The 23,191-nt window shown below is 68.3% G+C and carries 18 protein-coding genes; 11 read left to right on the top strand and 7 right to left on the bottom strand.

Translation table 11 applies throughout. From position 1 onward, the window contains the following. Positions 1-79 precede the first annotated feature (79 nt). The gene (locus VE326_01495) at positions 80-1,093 is read right to left on the bottom strand and encodes an aldo/keto reductase (GenBank protein ID HYJ31871.1); all 1,014 of its coding nucleotides are present in this window, start codon (positions 1,091-1,093) and stop codon (positions 80-82) included. Positions 1,094-1,199: 106 nt separating this feature from the next. On the opposite strand from VE326_01495, the gene VE326_01490 reads away from it, so the two are divergent. Next, on the top strand, positions 1,200-1,664 hold the full coding sequence (locus VE326_01490; protein ID HYJ31870.1) for a GNAT family N-acetyltransferase: 465 nt from the start codon (positions 1,200-1,202) through the stop codon (positions 1,662-1,664). Positions 1,665-1,676: 12 nt separating this feature from the next. Beyond that, complete coding sequence (gene dinB, locus VE326_01485) at positions 1,677-2,792, top strand: DNA polymerase IV (GenBank protein ID HYJ31869.1); 1,116 nt, start codon at positions 1,677-1,679, stop codon at positions 2,790-2,792. 16 nt (positions 2,793-2,808) lie between these two features. On the opposite strand, the gene pntB is transcribed toward dinB, so the two are convergent. Next, on the bottom strand, positions 2,809-4,221 hold the full coding sequence (gene pntB / locus VE326_01480; GenBank protein ID HYJ31868.1) for a Re/Si-specific NAD(P)(+) transhydrogenase subunit beta: 1,413 nt from the start codon (positions 4,219-4,221) through the stop codon (positions 2,809-2,811). A gap of 9 nt (positions 4,222-4,230) precedes the next feature. After that, positions 4,231-5,832: a Re/Si-specific NAD(P)(+) transhydrogenase subunit alpha gene (locus VE326_01475; GenBank protein ID HYJ31867.1), complete on the bottom strand. Its 1,602-nt coding sequence runs from the start codon at positions 5,830-5,832 to the stop codon at positions 4,231-4,233. Between the two features lie 282 nt (positions 5,833-6,114). Here VE326_01475 and VE326_01470 point away from each other — a divergent pair, with 282 nt between their 5' ends. From VE326_01470 to VE326_01450, 5 genes are all read left to right on the top strand, one after another. Next, a complete protein-coding gene (locus tag VE326_01470) occupies positions 6,115-8,376 on the top strand; it encodes a protein kinase (protein ID HYJ31866.1) in 2,262 nt (753 codons plus the stop codon). Then, positions 8,363-9,415 (top strand): histidine kinase, encoded by a 1,053-nt coding sequence (locus VE326_01465; GenBank protein HYJ31865.1) that lies wholly within the window; start codon positions 8,363-8,365, stop codon positions 9,413-9,415. Before VE326_01470 ends, VE326_01465 begins: the two co-directional genes overlap by 14 nt. Continuing rightward, positions 9,415-10,209: a LytTR family DNA-binding domain-containing protein gene (locus tag VE326_01460; protein HYJ31864.1), complete on the top strand. Its 795-nt coding sequence runs from the start codon at positions 9,415-9,417 to the stop codon at positions 10,207-10,209. Before VE326_01465 ends, VE326_01460 begins: the two co-directional genes overlap by 1 nt. 150 nt (positions 10,210-10,359) lie before the next feature. Beyond that, positions 10,360-11,055 (top strand): DUF4386 domain-containing protein, encoded by a 696-nt coding sequence (locus VE326_01455; protein HYJ31863.1) that lies wholly within the window; start codon positions 10,360-10,362, stop codon positions 11,053-11,055. Positions 11,056-11,090: 35 nt separating this feature from the next. Next, complete coding sequence (locus tag VE326_01450; GenBank protein ID HYJ31862.1) at positions 11,091-11,801, top strand: DUF4386 domain-containing protein; 711 nt, start codon at positions 11,091-11,093, stop codon at positions 11,799-11,801. On the opposite strand, the gene VE326_01445 is transcribed toward VE326_01450, so the two are convergent. Next, positions 11,798-12,388 (bottom strand): hypothetical protein, encoded by a 591-nt coding sequence (locus VE326_01445; protein ID HYJ31861.1) that lies wholly within the window; start codon positions 12,386-12,388, stop codon positions 11,798-11,800. The two genes, VE326_01450 and VE326_01445, sit on opposite strands and share 4 nt — an antisense overlap. A gap of 30 nt (positions 12,389-12,418) precedes the next feature. Between VE326_01445 and VE326_01440 the strand changes: the two genes are divergently transcribed. From VE326_01440 to VE326_01430, 3 genes are all read left to right on the top strand, one after another. Next, positions 12,419-14,077, top strand: a complete 1,659-nt coding sequence (locus VE326_01440; GenBank protein ID HYJ31860.1) for a serine hydrolase — start codon at positions 12,419-12,421, stop codon at positions 14,075-14,077. Between the two features lie 29 nt (positions 14,078-14,106). After that, positions 14,107-15,000, top strand: a complete 894-nt coding sequence (locus VE326_01435; protein HYJ31859.1) for an aminoglycoside 3'-phosphotransferase/choline kinase family protein — start codon at positions 14,107-14,109, stop codon at positions 14,998-15,000. Positions 15,001-15,086: 86 nt separating this feature from the next. Then, positions 15,087-17,330, top strand: a complete 2,244-nt coding sequence (locus VE326_01430) for a FlgD immunoglobulin-like domain containing protein (protein HYJ31858.1) — start codon at positions 15,087-15,089, stop codon at positions 17,328-17,330. 25 nt (positions 17,331-17,355) lie between these two features. Here VE326_01430 and VE326_01425 read toward each other — a convergent pair whose 3' ends face one another. Next, entirely contained in the window at positions 17,356-18,276 is a 921-nt protein-coding gene (locus tag VE326_01425; GenBank protein HYJ31857.1) for an SMP-30/gluconolactonase/LRE family protein, read from the bottom strand. A 221-nt stretch (positions 18,277-18,497) separates the two neighbouring features. On the opposite strand from VE326_01425, the gene VE326_01420 reads away from it, so the two are divergent. Beyond that, positions 18,498-20,795, top strand: coding sequence for a protein kinase (locus VE326_01420; protein ID HYJ31856.1), 2,298 nt, complete (start codon positions 18,498-18,500; stop codon positions 20,793-20,795). A gap of 13 nt (positions 20,796-20,808) precedes the next feature. On the opposite strand, the gene VE326_01415 is transcribed toward VE326_01420, so the two are convergent. Together VE326_01415 and VE326_01410 are read right to left on the bottom strand one after the other, a co-directional pair. Beyond that, entirely contained in the window at positions 20,809-22,014 is a 1,206-nt protein-coding gene (locus tag VE326_01415) for a FlgD immunoglobulin-like domain containing protein (GenBank protein ID HYJ31855.1), read from the bottom strand. A 147-nt stretch (positions 22,015-22,161) separates the two neighbouring features. Continuing rightward, positions 22,162-23,191: SDR family oxidoreductase (locus VE326_01410; protein HYJ31854.1), on the bottom strand; the 1,030-nt coding region annotated here is incomplete at its 5' end.

Genomic DNA, 23,191 nt, shown 5'->3' with positions numbered 1-23,191 from the left:
GCCCCGTAGCGTCCGAGCGCAGCCCGGTCGGACGCGGTCGCCGGCCGGATCTCAACGCCCGTCGGCTGTGGATCGGGGATCACGCCCGAATCCATCCGCGAACCGCGTGCGGGCGGTAGGGGGCTTCGAGCGCGGCGATCTCCTCGGGCGCGAGGACCAGGTCGAGCGCGCGCACGGCGGCTTCCAGGTGCTCCATGCGTGTCGCTCCGACGATGGGCGCGGTCACGCCGGGTCGAGAGAGGAGCCACGCCAGGGCCGTCTCCGCCGGCGTGACGCCTCGCTCCGCCGCCACCCGGCGGTTGGCTTCGACCACGTCGGCGTCGCCGGCATGGTCGTAGAGCTGACCGGCCAGGGCCGCGTCGCCGCTCTCGCGGGGCGTGGGCTCTCCGGGCTCGCGGGCGAGGAGCCCGCGGGCGAGCGGCGACCAGGGGATGACGCCCAGTCCCTGGTCGACGCAGAGCGGAAGCATCTCCCGCTCCTCCTCGCGGTAGATCAGGTTGTAGTGGTTCTGCATCGAGACGAATCGCGTAAGGCCGCGAGAGTCGGAATAGGAGAGCGCCTTCATCAGCTTCCAGGCCCAGGTCGAGCTGCAGCCGATGTAGCGCACCTTGCCCTGGCGCACCAGCAGATCGAGCGCCTCGAGCGTCTCCTCGACCGGCGTCGCGGGGTCGACCCGGTGGAGCTGATAGAGATCGATCGTGTCCACGCCCAGGCGGCGCAGGCTGGCCTCGCACGCCTGCACCACGTGCTTGCGCCCGAGGCCCCAGGTGTTCGGAGGGCCCCCCTCGACGGTGGGGTTCCACCACGCGGCCGGCCGCGACGACGGGTAGAAGACCTTGGTCGCGATCACGACCTCGTCGAGCCGCCCGAAATCGCGCAGCGCGCGGCCAGTGATCTCCTCGCTCACCCCGAGCGAGTACATGTCCGACGTGTCGAAGAAGTTGATCCCGAGGTCGATGGCCCGCCGGAAGAAGGGTCGGGCGGCCTCCTCGTCGAGCACCCACGGGCGCCATTCCGGCGAGCCGTAGCTCATGCAGCCGAGGCAGAGGCGGGAGACGGTGAGCCCGGTTCGGCCTAGAGTCGTGTACTGGATGCCGCACCTCCGAAGCGTGCCGGTTGGACCCGAATCAGCGCTGGCGGGGGAGTCTAGCGAGCGCCCCTGGCAAGTGCACCCGATTTCCGGTACAAGGGATCACTCCATGAATTTCCTCATTCGCGAAGACGACCTGCGGGGTCCCGAGATCGCCGCGCTGCTCCGGGCCCACCTCGCCCACGCGGCGAAGCACTCGCCGCCCGAGAGCATTCACGCGCTCGACCTCGACCGCTTGCGCTCGCCCGGGGTCACGTTCTGGAGCGTCTGGGCGGACGGTGCGCTGGCGGGCTGCGGCGCTCTCAAGGAGCTGGCTCCCGACCATGGCGAGATCAAGTCGATGCACACCGCCGAGGCGCACCGAGGAAAGGGCGTGGCCGCCCGGCTCCTGGCGCACATCCTGGACGAGGCCGGCAGGCGGTCCTATCGGCGCGTGAGCCTGGAGACCGGCTCGATGGCGGGGTTCGCGCCGGCGCGCGCGCTCTACGCCCGCTTCGGCTTCACCGTCTGCCCTCCCTTCGCCCCCTACCGGGAGGATCCGCACAGCGTCTTCATGACGCTCCAGTTGGAGTAGAATCGGCGGCAGGTGGTTCGACAGCAGGCGCCCGGGCCCAATCCCTTGATCCGACGCATCGTCCACATCGACATGGATGCGTTCTACGCGTCCGTCGAGCAGCGCGACCGGCCGGACCTTCGCGGCGTGCCGGTGGCCGTCGGCGGCTCTCCCGATTCGCGCGGCGTGGTCGCCGCCGCGAGCTACGAGGCACGCCGGCACGGCGTCCATTCGGCCATGCCCATGAGTCGGGCCGTCCGCCTGTGCCCCGGCCTGATGATCGTGACGCCCGATTTCTCCAAGTATCGATCGGTCTCGCAGCAGGTCTTCGCCCTTCTCCGCGAGGTCACCCCCCTGGTCGAGCCGCTCTCGCTCGACGAGGCCTACCTCGACGTGACCGAGAACGCCTGGGGCGAGCCGCTGGGCGTCGACGTGGCGAGGCGGCTCAAGGTCTTGATCCGCGAGACGGTCGGCCTCACGGCGTCCGCAGGCGTGGCGCCGAACAAGTTCCTCGCCAAGATCGCCTCCGGGTGGCGCAAGCCCGACGGTCTCACCGTGGTCGCGCCGGAACGGATCGAATCGTTCCTCCATCAGCTTCCGGTGGATGCGCTGTGGGGTGTCGGTCCCGTGACCGCGAAGCGGCTGCGGGCCCGAGGCATCGAGCGGCTCGTGGACGTGCGGAGCGCCGACGCCGCGGTCCTGCGCGAGGCGGTCGGGAGCATGGCGGAATGGCTGCAGCGGCTGGCTCGCGGCGAAGACGACCGCCCGGTCGAGCCCAACCGCGCCTCCAAGTCGTCTTCTTCCGAGTGCACCTATGCGGAGGACCTGCTGGACCTGGAGCGGATCCGCCAGGAGATCGCGGGAATGGCGCGCGACAACGCGCTGTGGTTGGGCCGGAAGGGGATCGTGGCCAAGACCGTGACGATCAAGGTCCGCTACGACGATTTCACGACCATCACCCGCAGCCATTCGGAGGCGGCCACGAGCGACCCCGACGCAATCGTCCGGCGCGCCGTCCTGCTGCTGGACAAGACGGAAGCCGGCCGACGCCCCGTGCGGCTGCTCGGAGCGGGGGTTCACAACCTGGAAGCTCCGGGCGGGGCGGAAGACGCCGAGCGCGCCGAGACCGCGCAGCTCCGGCTGGACTGACCGCTCCGCCTCGAGCTCAGTTCTTCAGCGAGGCCAGCACCTCATCCAGCATCTTCTTCGCGTCCCCGAACAGCATCCGGTTGTTTTCCTTGTAGAAGAGCGGGTTGTCCACGCCGGCGTAGCCGGACGCCATGCTGCGCTTCATGACGATCGAGGTCTTGGCCTTCCAGACCTCGAGCACCGGCATCCCGGCGATCGGGCTGGTCGGATCGTCCTCCGCCGCCGGGTTCACGATGTCGTTGGCGCCGATGACCATGGCGACGTCGGTCGTGGCGAAGTCCCCGTTCAGCTCGTCCATCTCCAGCACGATGTCGTAGGGCACCTTGGCCTCGGCCAGCAGCACGTTCATGTGGCCGGGCATGCGGCCGGCGACCGGGTGGATGCCGAAGCGCACGTTGACGCCCTTGTCGCGCAGGTACTTGGTGATCTCGTAGACCGTGTGCTGCGCCTGCGCCACGGCCATGCCGTACCCCGGCACGATGATGACGTTCTTGGCGTCACGCAGAAGCTCGGCCGTATCGGCCGCGTTGATCGGCACCACCTCGCCGGCCGGCTGCACGCCGGCGGCGGGCTTGGCGCTGCCCTCGGTTCCGAAGCCGCCCGCGATCACGGAGAGGAACTTGCGATTCATGGCGCGGCACATGATGTAGGAGAGGATGGCGCCGCTCGATCCCACCAGGGCGCCGGTCACGATCAGGAGGTCGTTTGACAGCATGAAGCCGGTCGCCGCCGCCGCCCATCCGGAGTAGCTGTTGAGCATCGACACCACCACCGGCATGTCGGCGCCGCCGATGGCCATCACCATGTGGACGCCGAAGAGAAGCGCGATGGCGGTCATCGCGTACAGCGGGGTCAGGCCCTGCGCGACGTCATGCGCGCGGATGAACGAGCCGCCGAACCAGATCACCGCCAGGAGACCGGCGAGGTTCAAGAGGTGCCGACCGGGCAGGATGACCGGCTTGCCGCTGATCTTGCCGGCCAGCTTGCCGAACGCGATCAGCGATCCTGAGAAGGTCACGGCCCCGATCAGGACGCCGAGATAGATCTCGATCTCGTGGATCGTCTTGTCCGCGCCCGTGAACCGCCCGGCGCCCGCGGGGTCGATGTAGTTGGCGAAGCCCACGAGCACGGCCGCGACACCCACCAGGCTGTGCATCAGCGCGACCAGCTCGGGCATCTGCGTCATCCGCACGATGCGCGCGGCGAAGAGCCCGACCGTCGCCCCGACGGCCATCGCGCCGATGATCCATGCGTAGCCGGCCGGTGTCACCTGCGGTCCGAAGATCGTGGCCAGGACCGCGAGGGTCATGCCGATGATGCCGAACAGGTTCCCCCGGCGGGAAGATTCCGGATTGGAGAGCCCGCCCAGGCTGAGGATGAACAGGATCGTTGCGGCGATGTAGGCGACGGTTGCGAGACTCGCGGACACTAGGCCCCCCTATTTCCGGAACATTTCCAACATGCGGCGCGTGACGGCGAATCCGCCGAACATGTTGATCGATACGAGCGTGAGACTCACCACCGCCAGCCCGAGAATCCAGGTGGCCGGACGCGCGCCGCCCTCCGCCCCGCTCATCAGCGGCGGGGCGATCTGCACCAGGGCGCCGATCGCGATGATGCTGGAGATCGCGTTCGTGACACTCATGAGCGGCGTGTGCAGCGCGGGGGTGACGTTCCAGACCACCATGTACCCCACGAAGCAGGCCAGCACGAAGACCGTGAAGTGGGGCAGGAAGGCCGCGGGCGCCTTCGCGCCGATGAACCAGAAGAGCGCGGCCGCGACCAGGAACAGGATCGCGGTGCGCGCCGGTGAGGCCGGCTCCGCCGCCCCGTGGCCGTGCCCCTTCGACTCCGCCGGCTTCGCCACCGCCGCTGCGGCGGGCGCCGCGGCGACCGGCGCCGCGGAGAGCTTGGGGGCGGGCGGGGGCCAGGTGATCGCGCCGTCCTTGATCACCGTCGTGCCCCGGATGACCTCGTCGTCCATGTCGACGTTGATGGCGCCGTCCTTGCCCTTGCAGAGCTCCTCGGTCAGCCGGAACAGGTTCGTGGCGTAGAGGGTGCTGGCCTGCTTGGCCAGGCGGCTCGCGAGGTCGGTGTACCCGATGATGGTCACATGATGCCGCTCCACGACCTGGCCCGGCACGGTGAGCTCGCAGTTGCCGCCCTGTTCGGCGGCCATGTCCTCGATGACGCTCCCGGCCTTCATGGACTGAACCATCGCCGCCGTGATCAGGCGCGGCGCCGGCTTCCCGGGGATGAGCGCCGTCGTGATGACGATGTCCGCGTTCTTGATCTCCTTGGCGAAGACCTCGCGCTGGGCCTTCTGGAAGCCCTCGCTCATGACCTTGGCGTAGCCGCCGGTGCCCGAGCCCTCTTCCTGGTAGTCGACGGGGACGAACTCGCCGCCCATCGAGACCACCTGGTCGGCAACCTCGGGACGCGTGTCGTTCGCGCGGACGACGGCGCCGAGGCCCGACGCCGTGCCGATCGCCGACAGCCCGGCGACGCCGGCGCCGATGACGAAGACCCGGGCGGGAGGCACCTTGCCGGCCGCGGTGATCTGTCCGGTGAAGAACCGGCCGAAGGCGTGCGCCGCCTCGATCACGGCGCGGTAGCCGGCGATGTTGGCCATGGAGGAGAGGGCGTCGAGCTTCTGCGCGCGCGAGATCCGCGGCACGCTGTCCATCGCGAGCACCGTCGCCTTCTTATCGGCCAGGCGCTTCATCAGCTCGGGGTTCTGCGCCGGCCAGATGAAGGAGACCAGCGTGCCGCCCACCCGCATCAGCCCGACTTCCTCGACCGATGGGGCGCGCACCTTGAAGACGATGTCCGCCTTGGCCCAGAGCGCCGCCGCGCCGTCGATCACCTCGGCGCCCGCCGCGCGGTAGGCGTCGTCGTCGAAGTTCGCGGCCGCCCCGGCCCCACTCTCGACCGCCACCGCGAAGCCGAGCTTGATCAGCTTCTCGACGACTTCGGGGACGGTTGCAACGCGCTTTTCGTCGGCCGCCGTTTCGGCCGGAACGCCGATCACCATTGGCATGAACGCCCTTTCCCGTGAGGTGTTGCCACTTCGTTCCGCAAGCAATTACCCCAGGGGCATGATGACGGATTGCCGTCCCTGGGACAAGGCGCGGCACAGTCTACTTAGGTCGCTAACCACCCGATGGAGATTGCTACCTTCGTACCAGTACCGGAGTGTGGAGTCGATCTCGCCCCGCGATCCTGCCGGCAACCCATGGCAAGTCGCCTCCGGTTCCATTACAATCGCCTTCCCATCTTTCTCCGCAACAACCTGATCTCAACGATTCTGGCCCGGAGCCGAATGTCCCTCGCGAACGGTTACAAGCTGGCCCATTACGAGATCGTCGGCCGACTCGGCGCCGGAGGCATGGGCGAGGTCTACCGCGCCCGCGACGCGCGGCTCGGGCGGGAGGTCGCGATCAAGGCGCTGTCGTCGGCGTTTGCGGGCGACCCGGAACGGCTGGCTCGCTTTCGGCGCGAAGCCCAGACCCTCGCTTCTCTGAACCATCCCAACATCGCGGCGATCTTTGGCCTCGAGGAGGCAGATGGCGTGCCGTACCTCGTCCTGGAGCTCGTCGAAGGCGAGACGCTTGCCGGGCGCCTGGCGCGCGGTGCGCTGCCTCAGGGCGAGGCCCTGGCGGTGGGAATTCAGATCGCAGGCGCAATCGAAGCCGCTCACGAGCGCGGGATCGTGCATCGCGACCTCAAGCCAGGCAACGTCATGATCAATCCGGCGGGGATGGTGAAGGTGCTCGATTTCGGACTCGCCAAGAGCGATTCGATAGGGCGAGATGGTGCGATGCACCCGGATTCGGCAACGCTCCTGGGGAATTCGGGCCTCACGGCAGCCGGCATGATCCTCGGCACCGCGGCCTACATGAGTCCCGAGCAGGCGCGCGGCAAGCCGGTAGATCGCCGGAGTGACCTCTGGTCGTTCGGCTGCGTTCTTTTCGAATGCTTCACCGGACGGGCGGCCTTCAACGGCGAAACGGCTTCGGATCTGATCGCGCGAATTCTCGAGCGTGAGCCCGAATGGACGATGCTGCCGGCGGTTGCCCCGGCTCGGATCCGCGAGATTCTGCGACGCTGCCTCCGCAAGAACGCGGACGAACGACCACGGGACGTGCGGGATGTGAGGCTCGAGCTGGCGGACATAGCGTCGAGCAGCGGAAGGGCAGATGCGGGTCGTGAGAAATCGATCGCGGTGATGCCGTTCGAGAACCTGAGCGGTGCCGACGACGAATATTTTGCCGATGGCGTCACCGACGAGATCCTGAACGCGCTGGCGCAGGTGGAAGGTCTGTGGGTTGCGGCGCGCGCGTCATGTTTCTCGTTCAAGGGCCGGCGAGTCGACCTCAAGTCCATCGGCGAGACGCTGGATGTGACCACGGTCCTGGAAGGGACGGTTCGCCGGGCGGGCTCGCGACTGCGCATCACGGTACAACTCGCGAATGCTGCCGATGGGTACCAGCTCTGGTCGGAACGTTACGATCGGGAGATGACCGACGTATTCGCGGTGCAGGACGAGATCGCCAGCGCCATTGCCACGCGGCTTCGCGGAAGCCTCCAGGCCGACGCCATCCGAAGTCGAGTGCACGGCGGCACCAGGAATGTGGAGGCCTACGAGCTGCTGTTGCGGGGACGCGCGCTTCAGATGAAGCGTGGCCGGTTCATGGCCCAGGCCGTTGCATGTTTCGAAAAGGCGAGCGCCATCGACCCCCAGTACGCCGAACCCCTGGCGTCCCTGGCCGACTCCAACCGGCTCATGGGGGTATTCAGCGCCGCTCCGCCCGGTGACGTCATGCCGAAAGCAAAAGCCCTGGCCGAGCAAGCCCTGGCGATCGATCCCGGGCTCACCGAGGCCTGGGCGACGCTGGCGGCCGTCGAAGAGCAATACGAGCGAAACTTCGAGCGCTCGGACTCCTTGTACGCGCGTGCACTCGCATCGGAGCCGCGCAATTCCACGGCCCGTGCCCAGTGGGCGCTGTGGCGAGTCCTCCGCGGCGTCATGCCGGACGACGAGGGCCTGGTCGAGACCCGCCGTGCGGTCCAGGACGATCCCCTCAACGCCTGGGTCGTCAGCATGTATTCGTACGTTCTCGGGATCGTGGGAAGGCACGAGGAGTCCGTCGCCGAGGCGGAGCGTGCCATGGGCCTCGACGCGGAATCTTTCTTCGCCCACTGGAATCTGATACGCAGCCATGCGTGGGCCGGCCAGATCGAACGCGCGATCGAGAAGGCGCCGGTTCTGCTGATGGAATCGGGCCGCCACGCCTGGGCGCTCGGGCTGCTGGCCTGGACCTTCGGCGAAGCCGGCCGCCCTGAGCGGGCGCGCGCGTGCTACGACGAGCTCGAGGGACGCTCGCGCCACGAGTTCATGTCGCCCGCCTGGCTTTCCGTGGCGGCTGGCAGTGCGGGGCTCGAGGAGGACGCCGTCCGCTGGCTCGAGCGCGCTGTGTCCGAGCGCGATCCGCTCTTCCTCTGGTCCGTCCGGCTTCCATTCTGGGAATTCCATCGCTCGCATGCCCGATGCCGCGAGGTCCTGAGCCATGCGTGGAAGTGAGACGCTCGGGACGGCCGAGACGTTCCGCCATGAACCGCGTGGCCGAGCGCTGATCTTCCACTGGCGGCGCGTGCAGTTTACGCTGCTCCTCTCGCTTGCCCTCGGTATCCTCTTCAGCTTCCGGTGGGGGCCATCCGGAATTGTTCGCATCACGCTCCTGGGCCTCTTCGGGCTGCTGGCGTTCCGCTTGTTCGAGCAGTGGCCGAGGCGGCTCCCGTCGTGGCTCGCCCGCTGGGTGTTGCAGGTCACGGGTGTCGCGCTCGCGATGCCGATCGGCACGCTCCTCTTCCCGGTGTTCGGCGTGGCGCCGGCATGGGAAATCCAGGGGCTCGGGTTGCTGGTCGCGCCGTGGGTCGCCCTGGCGGCTCTGGTGCGGCAGAAGGATGCGCTGGCGCGCCACCAGGCACTGGCATTCGACCTGGAACGCAGCGAGCTGGAGCGGGAGGCGCTGGACGCGCGATTGCGGTTGCTGCAGGCGCAGGTCGCCCCTCATTTCCTGTTCAATACGCTGGCGAACGTGCAGGCGCTGGTCGATGCCGGGTCGCCGCGGGCCTCGGAGGTGTTGCGCCATCTGATCGCGTATCTGCGCGCCGCGGTGCCGCGCCTGGGCGAGCCGAGCACGACGCTCGGCCAGGAGCTGCAGCTGGTCCGGGCGTATCTCGAGCTGATGCACCTGCGCATCCCCGACCGCCTGCAGTTCTCGCTGCATGTCGATGAGACCGCGCTGGCGCTGCACTGCCCGCCGATGACCCTGCTGACGCTGGTGGAGAACGCGGTGCGCCACGGGATCGACCCCAGCGAGGAGGGGGGGCGCATCGACATTCACGTGCATCGGCAAGGCGACCGCTACGTGGTCCGCGTCAGCGACACCGGCGCCGGCCTGCAGCCGGAGGGGAATGGACTCGGGACCGGTCTTTCGACCTTGCGCCAGCGCCTTCAGCTGGCCTTCGGCGGCGATGCCGAGCTCCGCGTGAACGCGCAGCGCCCGCGGGGCGTCTGCGCCGAGCTGGATCTCCCCGCGCGCGAAGCGCCGCGCTGATGCGCGCCCGGCCGAAGGCGTTGATCGCCGACGACGAGCCGCTGTTGCGGGAGGCGCTGACGCAGCAGCTGGCTCTGGCCTGGCCCGAGCTGGAGGTGGTCGCCCTGGCGCGAAATGGCCGTGAAGCGGTCGCGCAATTCGAGGCTCTGCGGCCCGACGTCTGCTTCCTCGACGTGCACATGCCCGGCCTGTCCGGCGTCGAGGCGGCACACCAGATCGGCCGCCGCGCGCACCTGGTGTTCGTCACGGCGTACGACCACTACGCCGTGGAAGCCTTCGCGCAGGGGGCGTTGGACTATCTGGTCAAGCCGGTGGAGTCGGCGCGCCTTGCTGAGACCGTGGCGCGGCTCCAGGAACGCCTTCGCGCGGCCGAGCCGGCACGGAACACCGAGGCGTTGCTGCAGCAGCTTGTGGAGGAGATGGCGCGACTGCGAGATGGCGCGGCTCTGTCGGCGCCGCTGCGCTGGATTCACGCTCAGGTCGGAGAGGCTCTGCGCTTGATCCCCGTCGAAGACGTCGACTACCTGCGGTCCGACACCAAGTACACGAGGGTCGCCTGGCGCGGCGAGGTGGGGCGCCCCCAGGAGGCGCTCGTCCGGATCCCGCTGAGACAGCTGGCCGCGCAGCTGGATCCCGCGCAGTTCGCCCAGGTGCACCGGTCGGTCGTGGTCAACCTGAAGGCGATCAGCCACGTGCTGCGCGGCGACAACGAATCCGCCGAGATTCACCTGAAGGGGCGCAAGGAAGTGCTGCCGGTCAGCCGCAGCTACCTCCATCGGTTCCGGCAGATGTAGGCACCGTCGGTCGGTCCGTCGTTCGTCGGCTTCCACCCCGCTTCAATCCCCGAAACCCGCCGCTCGTCGCAAACGCCGCCACCCCACGTCGCCGCCCGGGCATCCTCCGAGGGTAGCGTCGCGCTACGGACGACCCTGGGGAGGCGCCGCATGACTCGCACGATGAACGCACGGATCGCCGGCTTCACCTTTCTGTTCTACATCGGCGCCGGAATCCTCAGCATGACCCTGTCCGGCTGGGCCACCCACGGCGAGGGGACCGCGACCAGGCTGGCGAGCATGGCCCAGCATCCGATGACCGTGGGGGTCGTCGTCGTTCTGGTGCTGCTCCAGGGGCTCTCGGCCCTGGTGCTTGCCACGACCCTGTACGCGATCACGCGCGAGCAGGATGCCGACCTCGCGATGCTGGGGCTGACCTGTCGCGTGGTCGAAGGAGTCCTCGCCGGCGTGGTCGTCTCGAGAACCCTGGGACTGCTCTGGCTTTCGACGGCGATGGGAGCCAAGGGCACGGACACCGCGATGGTGCAGGCGCTGGGCGCGTTTCTATTCCAGGTCGGAGCATGGAGCCCCGTCCTTGGCGGCACCTTCTTCGCCGTGGGCAGCACCCTCTTTTCCTACCTTCTGCTGCGTGGCCGCATGGTTCCTCTCCCCCTGGCTGCCCTGGGCGTGGCCGCCTCGGCACTGCTCGTGGTGGGGCTTCCGCTGAGGCTCGCCGGATTCGTTCATGGACCGGTCACCTGGCTCATGTGGGCGCCGATGGCCGCCTTCGAGGTGCCGCTCGCCCTATGGCTGCTGGTCAAGGGCGTCCGCCTTCCGCCCGTTCACGCAGCATCGCCGGCGCGATGAACGCGCGCCCCTCACCCGATCCTCGGAGGCAGGTTATGGACACACGGAATGCAACGGCACGCCGCGCGGGAGTGCTCTACTTCATCTTCATGATCGTGGCGATCGTCGGGGAGTTCATGATGCCGGCGTTTACCGTGATCGGCGATGCCGCGGCCACGGCCCGCAACATCACAACGGGCGAGCTCCTGTACCGCATCGACATCCTGCTGGGCTTCGGCACGCTCGTCCTCTTCCTCTTCCTGGTCGTGAACCTCTACCAGCTGCTCCGGGACACGGACCGGGGCCAGGCGATGCTGATGGTGGTGCTGGTGTCGGTCGGGGTCGCCGTTTCGCTCGCCAACCTTCTCGCGCGATTCGCGCCGCTGGTGCTGCTGAGCGGCGCAGGCTATCTCTCCGCGTTCACCGGGCCGCAGCGCGAGGCGCTCGCCCTGGGGTTTCTTCGGCTTCACGCCGCCGGCGCGGCCGTCTCCATCGGCTTCTGGGGTCTCTGGCTCTTCCCCTTCGGCATCCTCGTCATCCGGTCGGGCTTCTTGCCTCGGGTGCTGGGCGTCCTGCTGATGATCGCGGGTTCGGCCTACATCGTGAGCAGCGTCACGGCGCTGGCGCTGCCGGCCTACAAGGGTGCGGTTACCCGCGCGATGATGCCGCTCTACTTCGGGGAAGTGCCGATCATCTTCTGGCTGATGATCAAGGGAGCGAAGGTGCCTCATGCCGGCCTCGGCGCGACCGCGCACGTCGTCGCCTAGCGTTGGACACTGGCTCTCCGGCGATGGGTCTCGGGCCAGTCGATGGAGCGCGAACCGTCGCGCTGCGCCTTCTGCCACGCGAGCCGGTAGTAGGGCTGCCCCGTCACGCCGAGGTACAGGCGATGGGTCCGCTCGAAGAAGCCCGTGGTGTGGTAGCTCCTCGGGAACTGGAGCTTGACGACGTCCATGTGGTGCATGAACTCGTGGCACAGCGTGGACAGGAGCGTCCGGCTCGAGGTCCACTTTCGGATCATCGGCGTTCGCGTCCAGAGCCGAACGCGCGCGAGCGCGAGGTCGTAGTCTCCCAGGAGCTCGTACGACAAGCGGCCCTCGCGCGTCCGGTGCGGGCGGACCCCGAGGAGCTTCAGGGCCGGCGGCTCGACGTTGTAGAACTCCGCGAATCCACGCAGCAACTCCTCGCAAGTCTGGCTCAGGGGGCCGCGCGCCTCCGCATCCCGGGCGGACTCGAGCTGGCCGAAGAGCGGTGTCAGCCCGTCCGAGAGCGGCACCGGGAGTTCCGTGAGCCGGCTGCTCTCGTCGTACTCCAGGCGGAGCTTGCCGCGCGAAGGTCTTCGATCGGTCACCATGCTCGACAGCGTAACCCAAGGAGAGAGAACATGACGCGAATGACCGCTGCCGTCGCGGCCCTGCTGGTCCTTCTCACGTTGTCGACACGGGTCTTGGCCAGGGATCGGGCGATCCCTGAGAGGCTCGACGCGATCGCAGCCGGAGCGTTCGCGGGGAGCGGCGCGGGCGGCTCCGTCATCGTCGTGCAGGATGGAAGGACCCTGCTGAGGAAGGGCTATGGGCTGGCCGACCTGGAGCTCGGCGTGGCCGCGAAGCCCGAGATGGTTTTTCGCATCGGATCGATGACCAAGCAATTCACCGCGGTCGCCATCCTCCAGCTCGTGAAGGAGGGCAAGGTAAAGCTCGAGGATCCGCTCTCGAAGTACGTTCCCGGATTTCCGGGAGCGGAGGCGATCACGGTCGAGCAGCTACTCACCCACACCTCGGGGCTGAGAAGCTATAACGACCTGCCGGGCTACGAGAACGGCGTCCGCGAGGACAAGACGCCCATGCAGCTCGTCGAGGGCCTACGAAACGCGAGCGCGGCGTTCGAACCCGGGACCCGGTGGATGTACAGCAACAGCAACTATCTCTTTCTCGGCATCATCATCGAGAAGGCGAGCGGCATGACGTACGCCGATTACATGCTGGCGAGACTGTTGGCTCCCCTGGGCCTGAAGAACACGGGGGTGGTCGAGGAGAGCCGGATCCGGGCGGGGCGGGTCAAGGGGTACGAACGCGGCTCCGACGCCGCGCTTCAGAACGCGGGCTACATCAGCATGACGCAGCCGTACGCCGCGGGCTCCATCGAGTCGAACGTCGATGACCTCGCGAGGTGGAACGAGCTCCTCGTCGCCGGCAAGGTGATCGATAGGGCGCTCCTGGACCGGGCCTGGACGCAGAGCCGGACGAAGGACGGGACGCCGACCGGCTACGGATACGGCTGGAGGGTGACGGACGAGGACGGAATGCGCTTCGTCGCCCATGGGGGCGGCATCACGGGCTTCATGAGCTACGGCGTGCTGGTCCCGGAGAAGAAGCTGTTCGTCGGGGTGCTGCACAACGCTGTCGACTCGGAGAGCGATCTCGAATATACCGCGATGAGGCTTGCGCTCGAGGCGCTCGGGCAGAGCTGGAACGCCACGCCCGTGGCGATGCCGGACGAGGCGAAGCGCCGGTTTGCCGGCGTCTACGAGTTCGATGGCGTCAAGTGTACGATACGATTCGAGGACGGACAGCTCAGCGCCCGGCGAGAGGGTGGGCCGGAGTTCAGGCTCGTGCCCGTCGCCCGGGACGAGTTCGTCTTCGACAAGGCGTTCTCCCGTCTCAAGTTCAGGATCGGAGCGTCCGGCGCGGTCGAATCGGTCGTCCTGGTCGCGCGCGGACACCCGGCCCAGGTGGGGAAGCGCGTCGCGGACACCCCCGCCGCGCGCAAGGTGATCGCCCTCACGGGGGAGAAGCTCGACAGGCTGCTTGGGGTCTACCAGCTCGAGCCTGGCTTCCGGCTCACCATCACGCGCGAGGGGACGCGCCTCTTCATGCAGGCGACGGGACAGCACCCCGCCGAGGCCTTCGCCGAGTCGGAGACCGCGTTCTTTTTCAAGGTCGCCGACGCGCGGATCGAATTCGTGATCGGCGACGACGGTCGCGCGTCGGCGCTGACGCTGTTCCAGGGTGGGAGCGCGATGCCGGCGAAGAGGGTGGAGTAGAGTGTGGGGGTACCCTCAGGGGAGTGCCAATGAAGACGGGCAGCGAGGGCCAGGAGTGCGCCGAGGTCGTTGAGGGAATCCGACGCGAACGTTCGCTCGAGGGAAGCCTTGAGCGTTTCCCCTCCGGCTCGGTTCCCGTGTTCGCCGTGGGGGACGAGCATGTCGTGAAGCTGTTCCCCCCGACGGACCGGTCGTGGTTCGACACCGAACGGGCCACCCTCGAGCACATCGAGGGGCGTCTCCCGGTCCCGACCCCGCGCCTGATCGGCTCGGGCGAGAGCGGCCCGTGGTCGTACGTCGTCATGACGCGCCTGCCGGGACGCTCGATGGCCGAGGCATGGCCCACGATCGCAAGCGAAAACCGCATCTCCTTGATGCGCGAAGCGGGCGCGGCGCTCGCCGCGCTGCACGCGATCCTGGCGGACCAGGTCGCTTCCACGGCGATCGACTGGCCACGCTTCATGGCCGCCCAGCGCGCCTCGTGCCGCGCCAATCAGAATGCCAAGGGCCTGGCGGCTCCGTGGGTGGAAGCCCTCGACGGCTTTCTGGCTCGGTGGGCTCCCGCCGACGAAGGCCCGCGCGTCCTGCTTCACACCGAGGTGATGCGGGAGCATTTCCTGGTCGATCGCCGCGACGGCGCGTGGCGCCTCAGCGGTCTCCTCGACTTCGAGGATGCTCTGCTCGGCGCGCCCGAGTACGAACTGGCGGCTGTCGGCATCTTCCTGGCCGCAGCCGAGCCCGGGCTCCTCCGCGCCTTTCTGGACGCCTACGGCGCAAGCATCGACGACGAGCTCCCGCTGCGCATCATGGCCTACGCGCTTCTCCATCGGCACAGCAACCTGCGCTGGTATCTGGAGCGGCTTCCGGCTCCGGACGTAGCCGGAGATCTCGAGGCGCTCGCACGGCGGTGGTTTCGCCCCTAGCGTCCCGGGCCGACCGGGGGCGTGTGCTACAATTTCAGCCGCCCATTCAGGCCACTTCATCACCTCCATGCCCGCGAGGAGGCCGTGTGCTCCGCATCGTGACGCCGCATCGCCGTTTCCGGCCCGCCGCCGTGGTTGCGCTGGCGATCGTGACGGTTCTGATCACCCTCCTGATCCCGCGCGGTGCCTTCGCCGACGTCATCCAGGACCGGCTGGGCGAAGCGCTGGGACGTCTCGACACCCGCGATCTCAAGACCGGCGTCCTCTACGATCGCGTGCTCCCGCTCTCGGGGATCGACCGCTTTGCCGGGGATGGACACGCCGTCGCTTCGCAGGGTCTGTGGCGTCAGCTGTATGAGGAGCTGCGCCGGGCGTCGGCCGACCCCGCCCAGCGGCCGCCGGCCGACGCGCTGATCGAGCGCGCGCGCCGGCGTCAGGACGCCGTGCCGCTCGCGGTGGTCTTCGATGGGTACGAGCGCATCCGCCCCGACGCCCTGGAGCGGGGAGCGGTCGTGATGCGCGATGGGCATCTCGAGCGGGGAAGCGGCGAGGCGTTCGAAGTCCGCACGGCGTTCGCGGCCGCCGCGCTCAAGGAGTGGACCTATCGGGGGGCCGAGGTCCGCTTCGTTCTCGACCGCGACGATATCTTCTGCAACCGAACGGGCGCGATCTCCCGGCTCGAGGCCGACCTCGATGACGGGACCGGGTTTCGGGCGATGAGCTTCGACCAGCCGCTCACCGCGCGCTACGCGACGGCCGGCACCAAGACGCTGCGCCTGCGCGCCGCCACCGCCGCCGGCGCGACGCTGCAGGCCGCGTTCACCTTCTCGGTCCGCGCGCTCACCACGCCCACCCCCGACGACACGCTGCACGCCACCGGAACCATTCCGTACCTCGGCGGCGTTGCCTCGGGCGACGGCTACGTTTACCTGGCGCCGGGGCACGCCCAGATCCAGAACCCCGCGATCGTCGTGGAGGGTTTCGATCTCGACAACAGCATGAACTGGGACGAGCTGTACGCGCTGCTCAACCAGGAGAACCTGATCGAGAACCTGCGCGCGGACGGCTACGACGCCGTGGTGCTCAACTTCACCGACGCGACCGACTACCTGCAGCGGAACGCCTTCGTCCTGGTCGACCTGCTGCAGCAGATCCAGGGAATCGTGGGATCGCAGCGAACGGTGGCGCTGGCCGGCGCCAGCATGGGCGGTCTCGTGAGCCGGTACGCGCTCGCCTACATGGAGACGAATGGACTGCCTCATTCGGTGCGCACGTTCATCTCGTTCGACGTGCCCCATCTGGGCGCGAACATCCCGCTCGGGATCCAGTACTGGATCAATTTCTTCTCCTCCCAATCGGCGGACGCGGCGGTATTCCTCGCCGAGCTCAACCGGCCCGCCGCGCGGCAGATGCTCGTCTACCACTACACCGATCCGGCCGGGAGCACGGGGCAGCCCGATCCGCTGCGGGGAACGTTCGGGACGGATCTCGCCGCTGTCGGCAACTGGCCGGCCCAGCCGCGCCTGGTGGCGATCGCCAACGGAAGCGACAACGGGACCAGCCAGGGCTTCGCGCCGGGCGCGCAGCTCATCCAGTGGAACTACAGTGACCTGCTCGCCGGGATCACCGGCAACGTATGGGCGGTCCCCAGCGTGACCAGCACGAAGATCTTCGACGGCAAGACTCGGGTGCTGTTCATCACCACGGCATCGCAGGCGGTCACGGTCAACGGCACCCAGCCGTACGACGGCGCCCCGGGGGGATCGCGGGCCAGCATGGCGCAGCTCGATTCCGTGGCGGCTCCGTACGGGGATATCGTCGCGCTTCACCAGAGCCACTGCTTCATTCCCACGGTGAGCGCGCTCGCCTACAACACGACCGACCTCTTCCACAACGTCGCGGCCGATCCGAATCCCGTGTCGAACACGCCGTTCGACGCCATCTACGCGCAGGGCACGAATGAGGAGCACGTGGCCATCACCGCCGAGAACGCCGCGTGGATCCGGAGCGAGATCGAGATGGGCGTGACCGGCGTCACGCCGGTCGCGGGCGTGGCCGTCACCCTGCGCAAGCCGTGGCCCAACCCGGCGGCGGGTCCCGTGCGGATCGCGTTTTCGCTGGCGCGTTCCCAGGCCGTGGATCTGAGCGTGTTCGGCGTGGACGGCCGCGAGGTGGCGACCCTGGCGCGAGGCCTCTGGAGCGCGGGCAGTCACCAGGTATCGTGGAGCGGACTGGACTCCCGGGGCGCGCCCACGGCTTCAGGCGTCTATTTCGTGCGCATGGTGACCGGCGAACGCGCCGAGACCCGCCGGGTGGTGCGGCTCCGATAGTCAATCGCGCTTCGGTTTGCTGCCGCTACTCGACGTTCGGGATCCTCACGATGCTGCCCGTCGCCTGCGGGTCATTCGGGTCCTTCACGACCGTGACGTACAGGTCTTTCCCGCCCGGGCCGAACGCCACATTGGTCGTGCCGTCGCCCGCGGCAATCGGGAACACGTGCAGCAGCGTGCCGTCGGGAGCGATCTTCAGGATTTTCCCGCCGAACCACTGGGCGACGTACATATTGCCCCTGCCGTCGATCTTCATGCTGTCCGGTCCCAGCCACCACGAGTCGTTCTTGTTCGGCGTCAGGCGACTCAGCAGGGCGAAGTTCGCGCGCTGACCCAGTGAGCCGTCGGGGTTGACCGCGAACTTCAGGATGCAGTTCCCGACGGTCTCGCTGACGTAAAGCGTCCTCTGGTCCGGGGAGATGCCGATGCCGTTGGCGTAGTTGAGATCGTTCGCGACCTCGACCCACTGCTGCCCGCCCGGAGCGAGGTACAGGATCCGGCCCGCCACCGCCGTCGGAACGCTCTGATAGGGACCGAACACGGTGGCATAGGCGCCGCCGCTCGCCGTGACCACGATATCGTTGATGCCTCCATCGAACTTGCGGCCTTGGTCATCGGCGTCCCACCGGCGCAATGGGGTGCCCTTCATGTCGAGCTCGAGGATGGCGCCATGCTCGTCGGTGCACGCGAGCAAGAACGTCTTCCGCTTGGTGAGCGCGAGGCCATTGTGGCTGCAGCCCGGTAGCGAGTTCAGGACCGTGGTGGTCTTGCCATCCCACTTCGACAGCGTGCCCGACGTCCATGCCACGTAGTAGAGATTCCCGTCGACGAATAGCGGTCCTTCGGGCCCGAGCACGCCACTCACGACGGTAATCTCTTCGGCACGTGCCATCGCCGCGGTGAGAACCAAGCCGACAGCGAAGCAGATGAATCCACGGATTCGCATTCTGGATCCTTTCGGGGTGGGGGGAGGCCTGGACGGGTGAACAATAGAGCCGCGCCATGACGCCCGACAATTCCCCGATTGCACCGGCCGCCAACTACGCCATACTCAACCACTTGCCGGACGGCAGGACCCACGGAGAGCGCCATGGCATTGAAGAGGATGGAAGGAATCAAGGGGCGCGGCGACGGTCTGGACTACGGAGTGGAGGCGTTTCCCCGTTCGTGAGCCTCACGCCAGGAACCCGGCTCGGCGCGTACCAGATCGTCGGCCTGCTCGGCGCCGGCGGCATGGGGGAGGTCTATCGCGCCCAGGACCGCCGCCTGGGCCGCGACATCGCCGTCAAGGTGCTTCCGGCGGATGCGGCGTCCTCCCCGGAGCGTCTCGCCCGGTTCGAGCGTGAAGCGCGCACCGTCGGCGGGCTCAACCATCCCAGCATCGTCACCCTCTACTCCGTCGAGGAGGCCGACGGCGTCCGCTTCCTCACGATGGAGCTGGTCGAGGGACAGACGCTCTCGAATCTCGTGGCTCCCGGCGGCCTTCCGCTACCGAAGCTCCTCGATCTCGCGGTACCACTCGCCGACGCCCTCGCCGCGGCCCACGCGAGGGGCGTGATCCACCGCGACCTCAAGCCTGGGAACGTGATGGTGACGCGCGAGGGCCGAGTCAAGGTCCTGGACTTCGGCCTCGCGAAGATGATGAGCCTGGATGGCGCCGCCGAGGAAACGAGCGCCGCGGTCACCGTGGAGGTTCCGCTTTCCGTGGACGGTCAGGTGGCGGGGACGGTGCCCTACATGGCCCCCGAACAGCTTCGGGGGGAGGCGGTCGACGCGCGGAGCGACCTGTTCGCCCTGGGCATCATCCTCTACGAGCTCGCGGCGGGGCGCCGGCCGTTCCTCGGAACGAGCCACGCCGAAGTGACGTCGGCCATCCTGCGGGACACGCCGGAGGCGCTGAACCGGATCCGCGCGGATGTCCCCGACGACCTCGCGCGCATCGTAGGCCGATGCCTGGAGAAGGACCCGCGCGAGAGGATTCAATCCGCGCTTGACGTGTCCCACGAGCTTCGCCGTCTGCGGAACCTTCTCGAGCGCGGAGCCTCGCCCAAGCCGCCGTCGGTGGATCTCGCATCGATCGCGGTGCTGCCCTTCGCGAACCGCAGCGCGAGCGCGGACGACGAGTACTTCTCCGACGGGCTCGCGGACGAGCTGCTCCACGTGCTCGCCAAGATCAAGGGACTGCGCGTGACGGCGCGCACCTCGGCGTTCGCGTTCAAGGGAAAGCAGGCGACGGTCGCGGAGATCGGCCGGGCGCTCAACGTGGCGACGCTCCTCGAGGGGAGCGTTCGCAAGGCGGGCAATCGGATCCGCGTGTCGGTCCAGTTGGTGAACGTTGGGGACAGCTCGCATCTCTGGTCGGAAACGTACGACCGGACGCTGGAGGACATCTTCGCGGTCCAGGACGACATCGCGCAGTCGGTGGTGAAGGAGTTGCGCGCGACGCTCCTGGGGGGCGAGGACGACTCCGACGCCAGTGGTGAGGCGAAAGCGGACGTGGCGCGCGCGACCAAGGGGCGCGGGGTGGACCCCGAAGCGCGCCGGATCGTTCTTCTCGCCCGATATCTGCTGGATCGTATGACCCGCGAGGATACCGGGAAGGCCATCGAGTACCTGCGCGAGGCGCTGGCGATGGACCCGTCCTATGCCCTCGCTTGGGCGGAACTGAGCCATGCCTACGGCGTGCAGGCGGACATGGCCTGGGCTCCGGTGGCGGAGGGGTACGCGCGAGCCCGGGATGCGGCCGAGCGGGCGCGGTCTCTGGAACCGGAGCTCCCCGAGGGCCATATCGAGATCGCATGGATCCAAGCCGCACACGATTGGGATTTTCAGGGCGCGAATGGTTCCTTCGCGCGTGCCCTGGAGCTCGCGCCGGAGAACGTCGAGGCGCTCCGAGGGGCCGCCAGTCTGGCCAGGATGCTGGGCGATCTGGAGCGAGCGATCCCCCTGTTCCAGCGCGCGCTGGAGCAGGATCCCCTGAGCGCGGGCAGCTACGGCGCCTTGGGCTTCGCGCTCCAGGCGGCGGATCGCGACGTCGAAGCCGAGGCCCCTCTACGGAAAGCCCTGGAGCTCACGCCGGGAAGAATCAAGACGAACGCCATCCTTGCGGTCGTGCTCTGTGACCTGGGCCGCGGCGAAGAGGCCCTGGCGCAGCTCGCGCGAGAGCCGCATGAGGGGTTCCGGATCTGGGCGCGTGCCCTCGTCCTCCATCGACTCGGCCATCGAGCCGATTCGGACGCGGCGTTGGCCGAGCTGATCGAGAAGCACCGTTCGGAATGCCCCTTCCAGATCGCCGAGGTGTACGGTTCACGCGGCCAGGTGGACGAGGCGTTCGAGTGGCTCGAGCGCGCCTACGTGGAGAAGGACGGCGGAATCACCGCCATGAAGGCGACGCGATGCCTCCGAAGCCTCCACCGCGACCCCAGGTGGCGCCCATTTCTAAAGAAGATGAAGCTGGAAACCTAGTGGGAGCGCCAGCCTACCGGAGGAGCACCACCTTGTGCGTCTCCCGGCCGGACCCCGCGTCGACGCGCATGAAGTAGATGCCGGCGGGGGCGCGTGACCCCGTGCGCGTCGTGCCGTCCCAGGTGACGGTGCCCACGCCCGAAACCATCCCATCGACCAGCGATCGAACGAGCGCGCCCGAAGCGCCGTAGATCGCGATTCTCGCGTACTGGGGTCTGGCCGCGGCGTAGCGGAACGACGTCGTGGCGCTGAACGGATTGGGCCCCGCCGATTCGATCGAGAAGGGGCGTTGCCCCGACTCGGTCTCGTCGACCCCGGTCACCACCGTCGTGACCCCAAGGTGCGCGAGCCGGCTCGGCTCCACGATCGTGCCGTTGCTCAGGACGACGTCGTAGTAGCCCTGGTCCGACGTGCACGCGCTCGAGATGGTGAGCGTCGGCGTCGTGACGCCCCCGAGGTTCCCTCCATTCGCAAGCGGGACGAGGTTCTTCCGCCATTGATAGGTGAGGCCGGGGGGCACCGGCGTCGTCGGCACGACGGAAAACGTCGCGGTGCCGCCGCAGGCCACCGTGCGATCCACGGGATGAGATCGGACGAGCGTGGCCGAGCAGGGCGTGCAGGTCCAGATGATGGAGTAGACGGGGCCGGACGTGTTTTCCTGATCCGAAATGATGTACGACTTTCCTTCCAATTCGTAGGTGCCCGCGGGAAGGCGTCCGGTCTGATGAGTCTCGCTCGTCGTGCTCTGGTAGTCGACGTTGGTCCCCGACGCCCCGAGCGCAACGCGGCTGTCCGGCGAGGACCCCAGGTCTCCCGGGGTGAACCAGGCGTCCATCTTGTAGTCGAAGCAGGTATCGACCCGGAACTTGAAGTTCACGTAGGAGAGCGCGGTGTACTGGCCGGGGACGATCTGCCAGCTCCCACCCGTGCCGCCGGAGGCGTTGATGCCCGCCGGGAAGAACTCCGAGATGGAATAGGCCCCGGCGTCGGTGAAGCCGGACCCCTCGGGATCGGGGTTGTCGACATGGGCCGAGGCGTTGTCTTCCCAGTAGGCGAAGGGCGCCGGGGGGTGATGAAACTGGGCGTCGGTGATCCCGAAGGCGGTCGCGTCGGCCGAGTTCTCCCGAACGTCCGCGAGCGGGATCATCTGGGCCCGCCCTCCCGTGGCCGGGAGCAGAGCCAGACCCACGGCCAGAACAAGCAGCTTCCTGCGATGCATCGTGACCTCCCACGGAGCGCGAGCCATGACGTGAATCGGCCAGGGGACGCACGGTCCCTGGAGATCGCGGGTTACGTTCCTAGACGCGCAAATCGGGGGGGATTCGGCTCACTCGCCCGCCCGCTGGATCGAGGCCGGGCGACCGATCTAGCGGGGGAACGCCTCCGGGAGACCGCCGTCGACGGTGAGGATGTCGCCCGTGGTGTAGCGGAAGCGCTCGCTCGCGAGCAGCGCGGCGAGATCGGCGACGCTTTCGGCCGGAATGAGCGAGACGCCCATGACGTTCCGCTTGCGGTATGCCTCGAGCTGTTCCGCGACCGTGATGCCGCGCATGGCGGCGCGCTCTTCCACGAACCGGAGGAAGAGGGGCGTCTCGACCTGGTCGGCGTTGATGGCGTTCACCCGGATGCCGTCGCCGCCCAGCTCGACGGCCGCGACGCGGAGCGCCTGCATCAGCGCCGCCTTGCTGCCACCGTAGGCCGCGGCGTCGCGGCCGGGCGCCATCGCCGCCTTCGACACCGAGGCGACGATCGCGCCGCCGGTCCGCTGGCGCCGCAGGACCGAGGCCGCGGCGCCCACGGCCAGGACGGCGCCGAGGTAATGGACGTCCAACTGGCGCTGCAGGTCCTCGCGCCGGAGGTCGGTGACGCCGGCGAATCGCGGCGCTTGACCGGCCGTGTAGAAGAGCGAGTCCAGGCCGCCATACTCCAGCACGGTCCGGCGAATCAGGGTTGCGATGCTCGCATCGTCGCGGACGTCGAGCGCCGCCCCGATCGCGCGCCCCGGGTGGGAGGCTCCGACCTCCTTCGCCACCGCGTCCGCGGCCGCGGCGTCGAGATCGGCCACCACGACATGCGCGCCCTCCTCGGCAAAGCGCCGGGCCGCGGCCCTGCCGATCCCGCTTCCGCCGCCGATCACGACCGCCACATGGCGCGAAAGGAGCAGCGACTTCCGTTCCTTCGCGTCCTGCTCGTCGACCTTCCGCCGCTCGAGGGGCCACCGCTCGAACTCGAAGACGTCCGACTCGGGGATGAACCGGAAACCGCCGAGCGACTCCGCGTTCGCGATCGTCTCGAGCACGGCGCGGTAGCAGAGGTTGGCGGTGACGGCGCCTCGCTTGTCGCGGGACGCGGTGATCATGCCGAGTCCGGGGACGAGAACGACCTTGGCCCAGTCG

This window comes from Candidatus Binatia bacterium, assembly GCA_035631035.1.
Classification (GTDB): Bacteria; Eisenbacteria; RBG-16-71-46; order SZUA-252; family SZUA-252; genus DASQJL01.
The sequence above is the reverse complement of the archived record's forward strand: the minus strand, read 5'-3'. Positions and strand labels throughout refer to the sequence as shown.

Coding starts and splice junctions, on each gene's coding strand:
- VE326_01470 (HYJ31866.1), top strand. CDS start 6,115: ATGTCCCTCGCGAACGGTTACAAGCTGGCCCATTACGAGATCGTCGGC.
- VE326_01450 (HYJ31862.1), top strand. CDS start 11,091: ATGGACACACGGAATGCAACGGCACGCCGCGCGGGAGTGCTCTACTTC.
- VE326_01445 (HYJ31861.1), bottom strand. CDS start 12,388: ATGGTGACCGATCGAAGACCTTCGCGCGGCAAGCTCCGCCTGGAGTAC.
- VE326_01460 (HYJ31864.1), top strand. CDS start 9,415: ATGCGCGCCCGGCCGAAGGCGTTGATCGCCGACGACGAGCCGCTGTTG.
- VE326_01425 (HYJ31857.1), bottom strand. CDS start 18,276: ATGCGAATCCGTGGATTCATCTGCTTCGCTGTCGGCTTGGTTCTCACC.
- VE326_01465 (HYJ31865.1), top strand. CDS start 8,363: ATGCGTGGAAGTGAGACGCTCGGGACGGCCGAGACGTTCCGCCATGAA.
- VE326_01475 (HYJ31867.1), bottom strand. CDS start 5,832: ATGCCAATGGTGATCGGCGTTCCGGCCGAAACGGCGGCCGACGAAAAG.
- VE326_01440 (HYJ31860.1), top strand. CDS start 12,419: ATGACGCGAATGACCGCTGCCGTCGCGGCCCTGCTGGTCCTTCTCACG.
- VE326_01455 (HYJ31863.1), top strand. CDS start 10,360: ATGACTCGCACGATGAACGCACGGATCGCCGGCTTCACCTTTCTGTTC.
- VE326_01490 (HYJ31870.1), top strand. CDS start 1,200: ATGAATTTCCTCATTCGCGAAGACGACCTGCGGGGTCCCGAGATCGCC.
- VE326_01415 (HYJ31855.1), bottom strand. CDS start 22,014: ATGCATCGCAGGAAGCTGCTTGTTCTGGCCGTGGGTCTGGCTCTGCTC.
- VE326_01435 (HYJ31859.1), top strand. CDS start 14,107: ATGAAGACGGGCAGCGAGGGCCAGGAGTGCGCCGAGGTCGTTGAGGGA.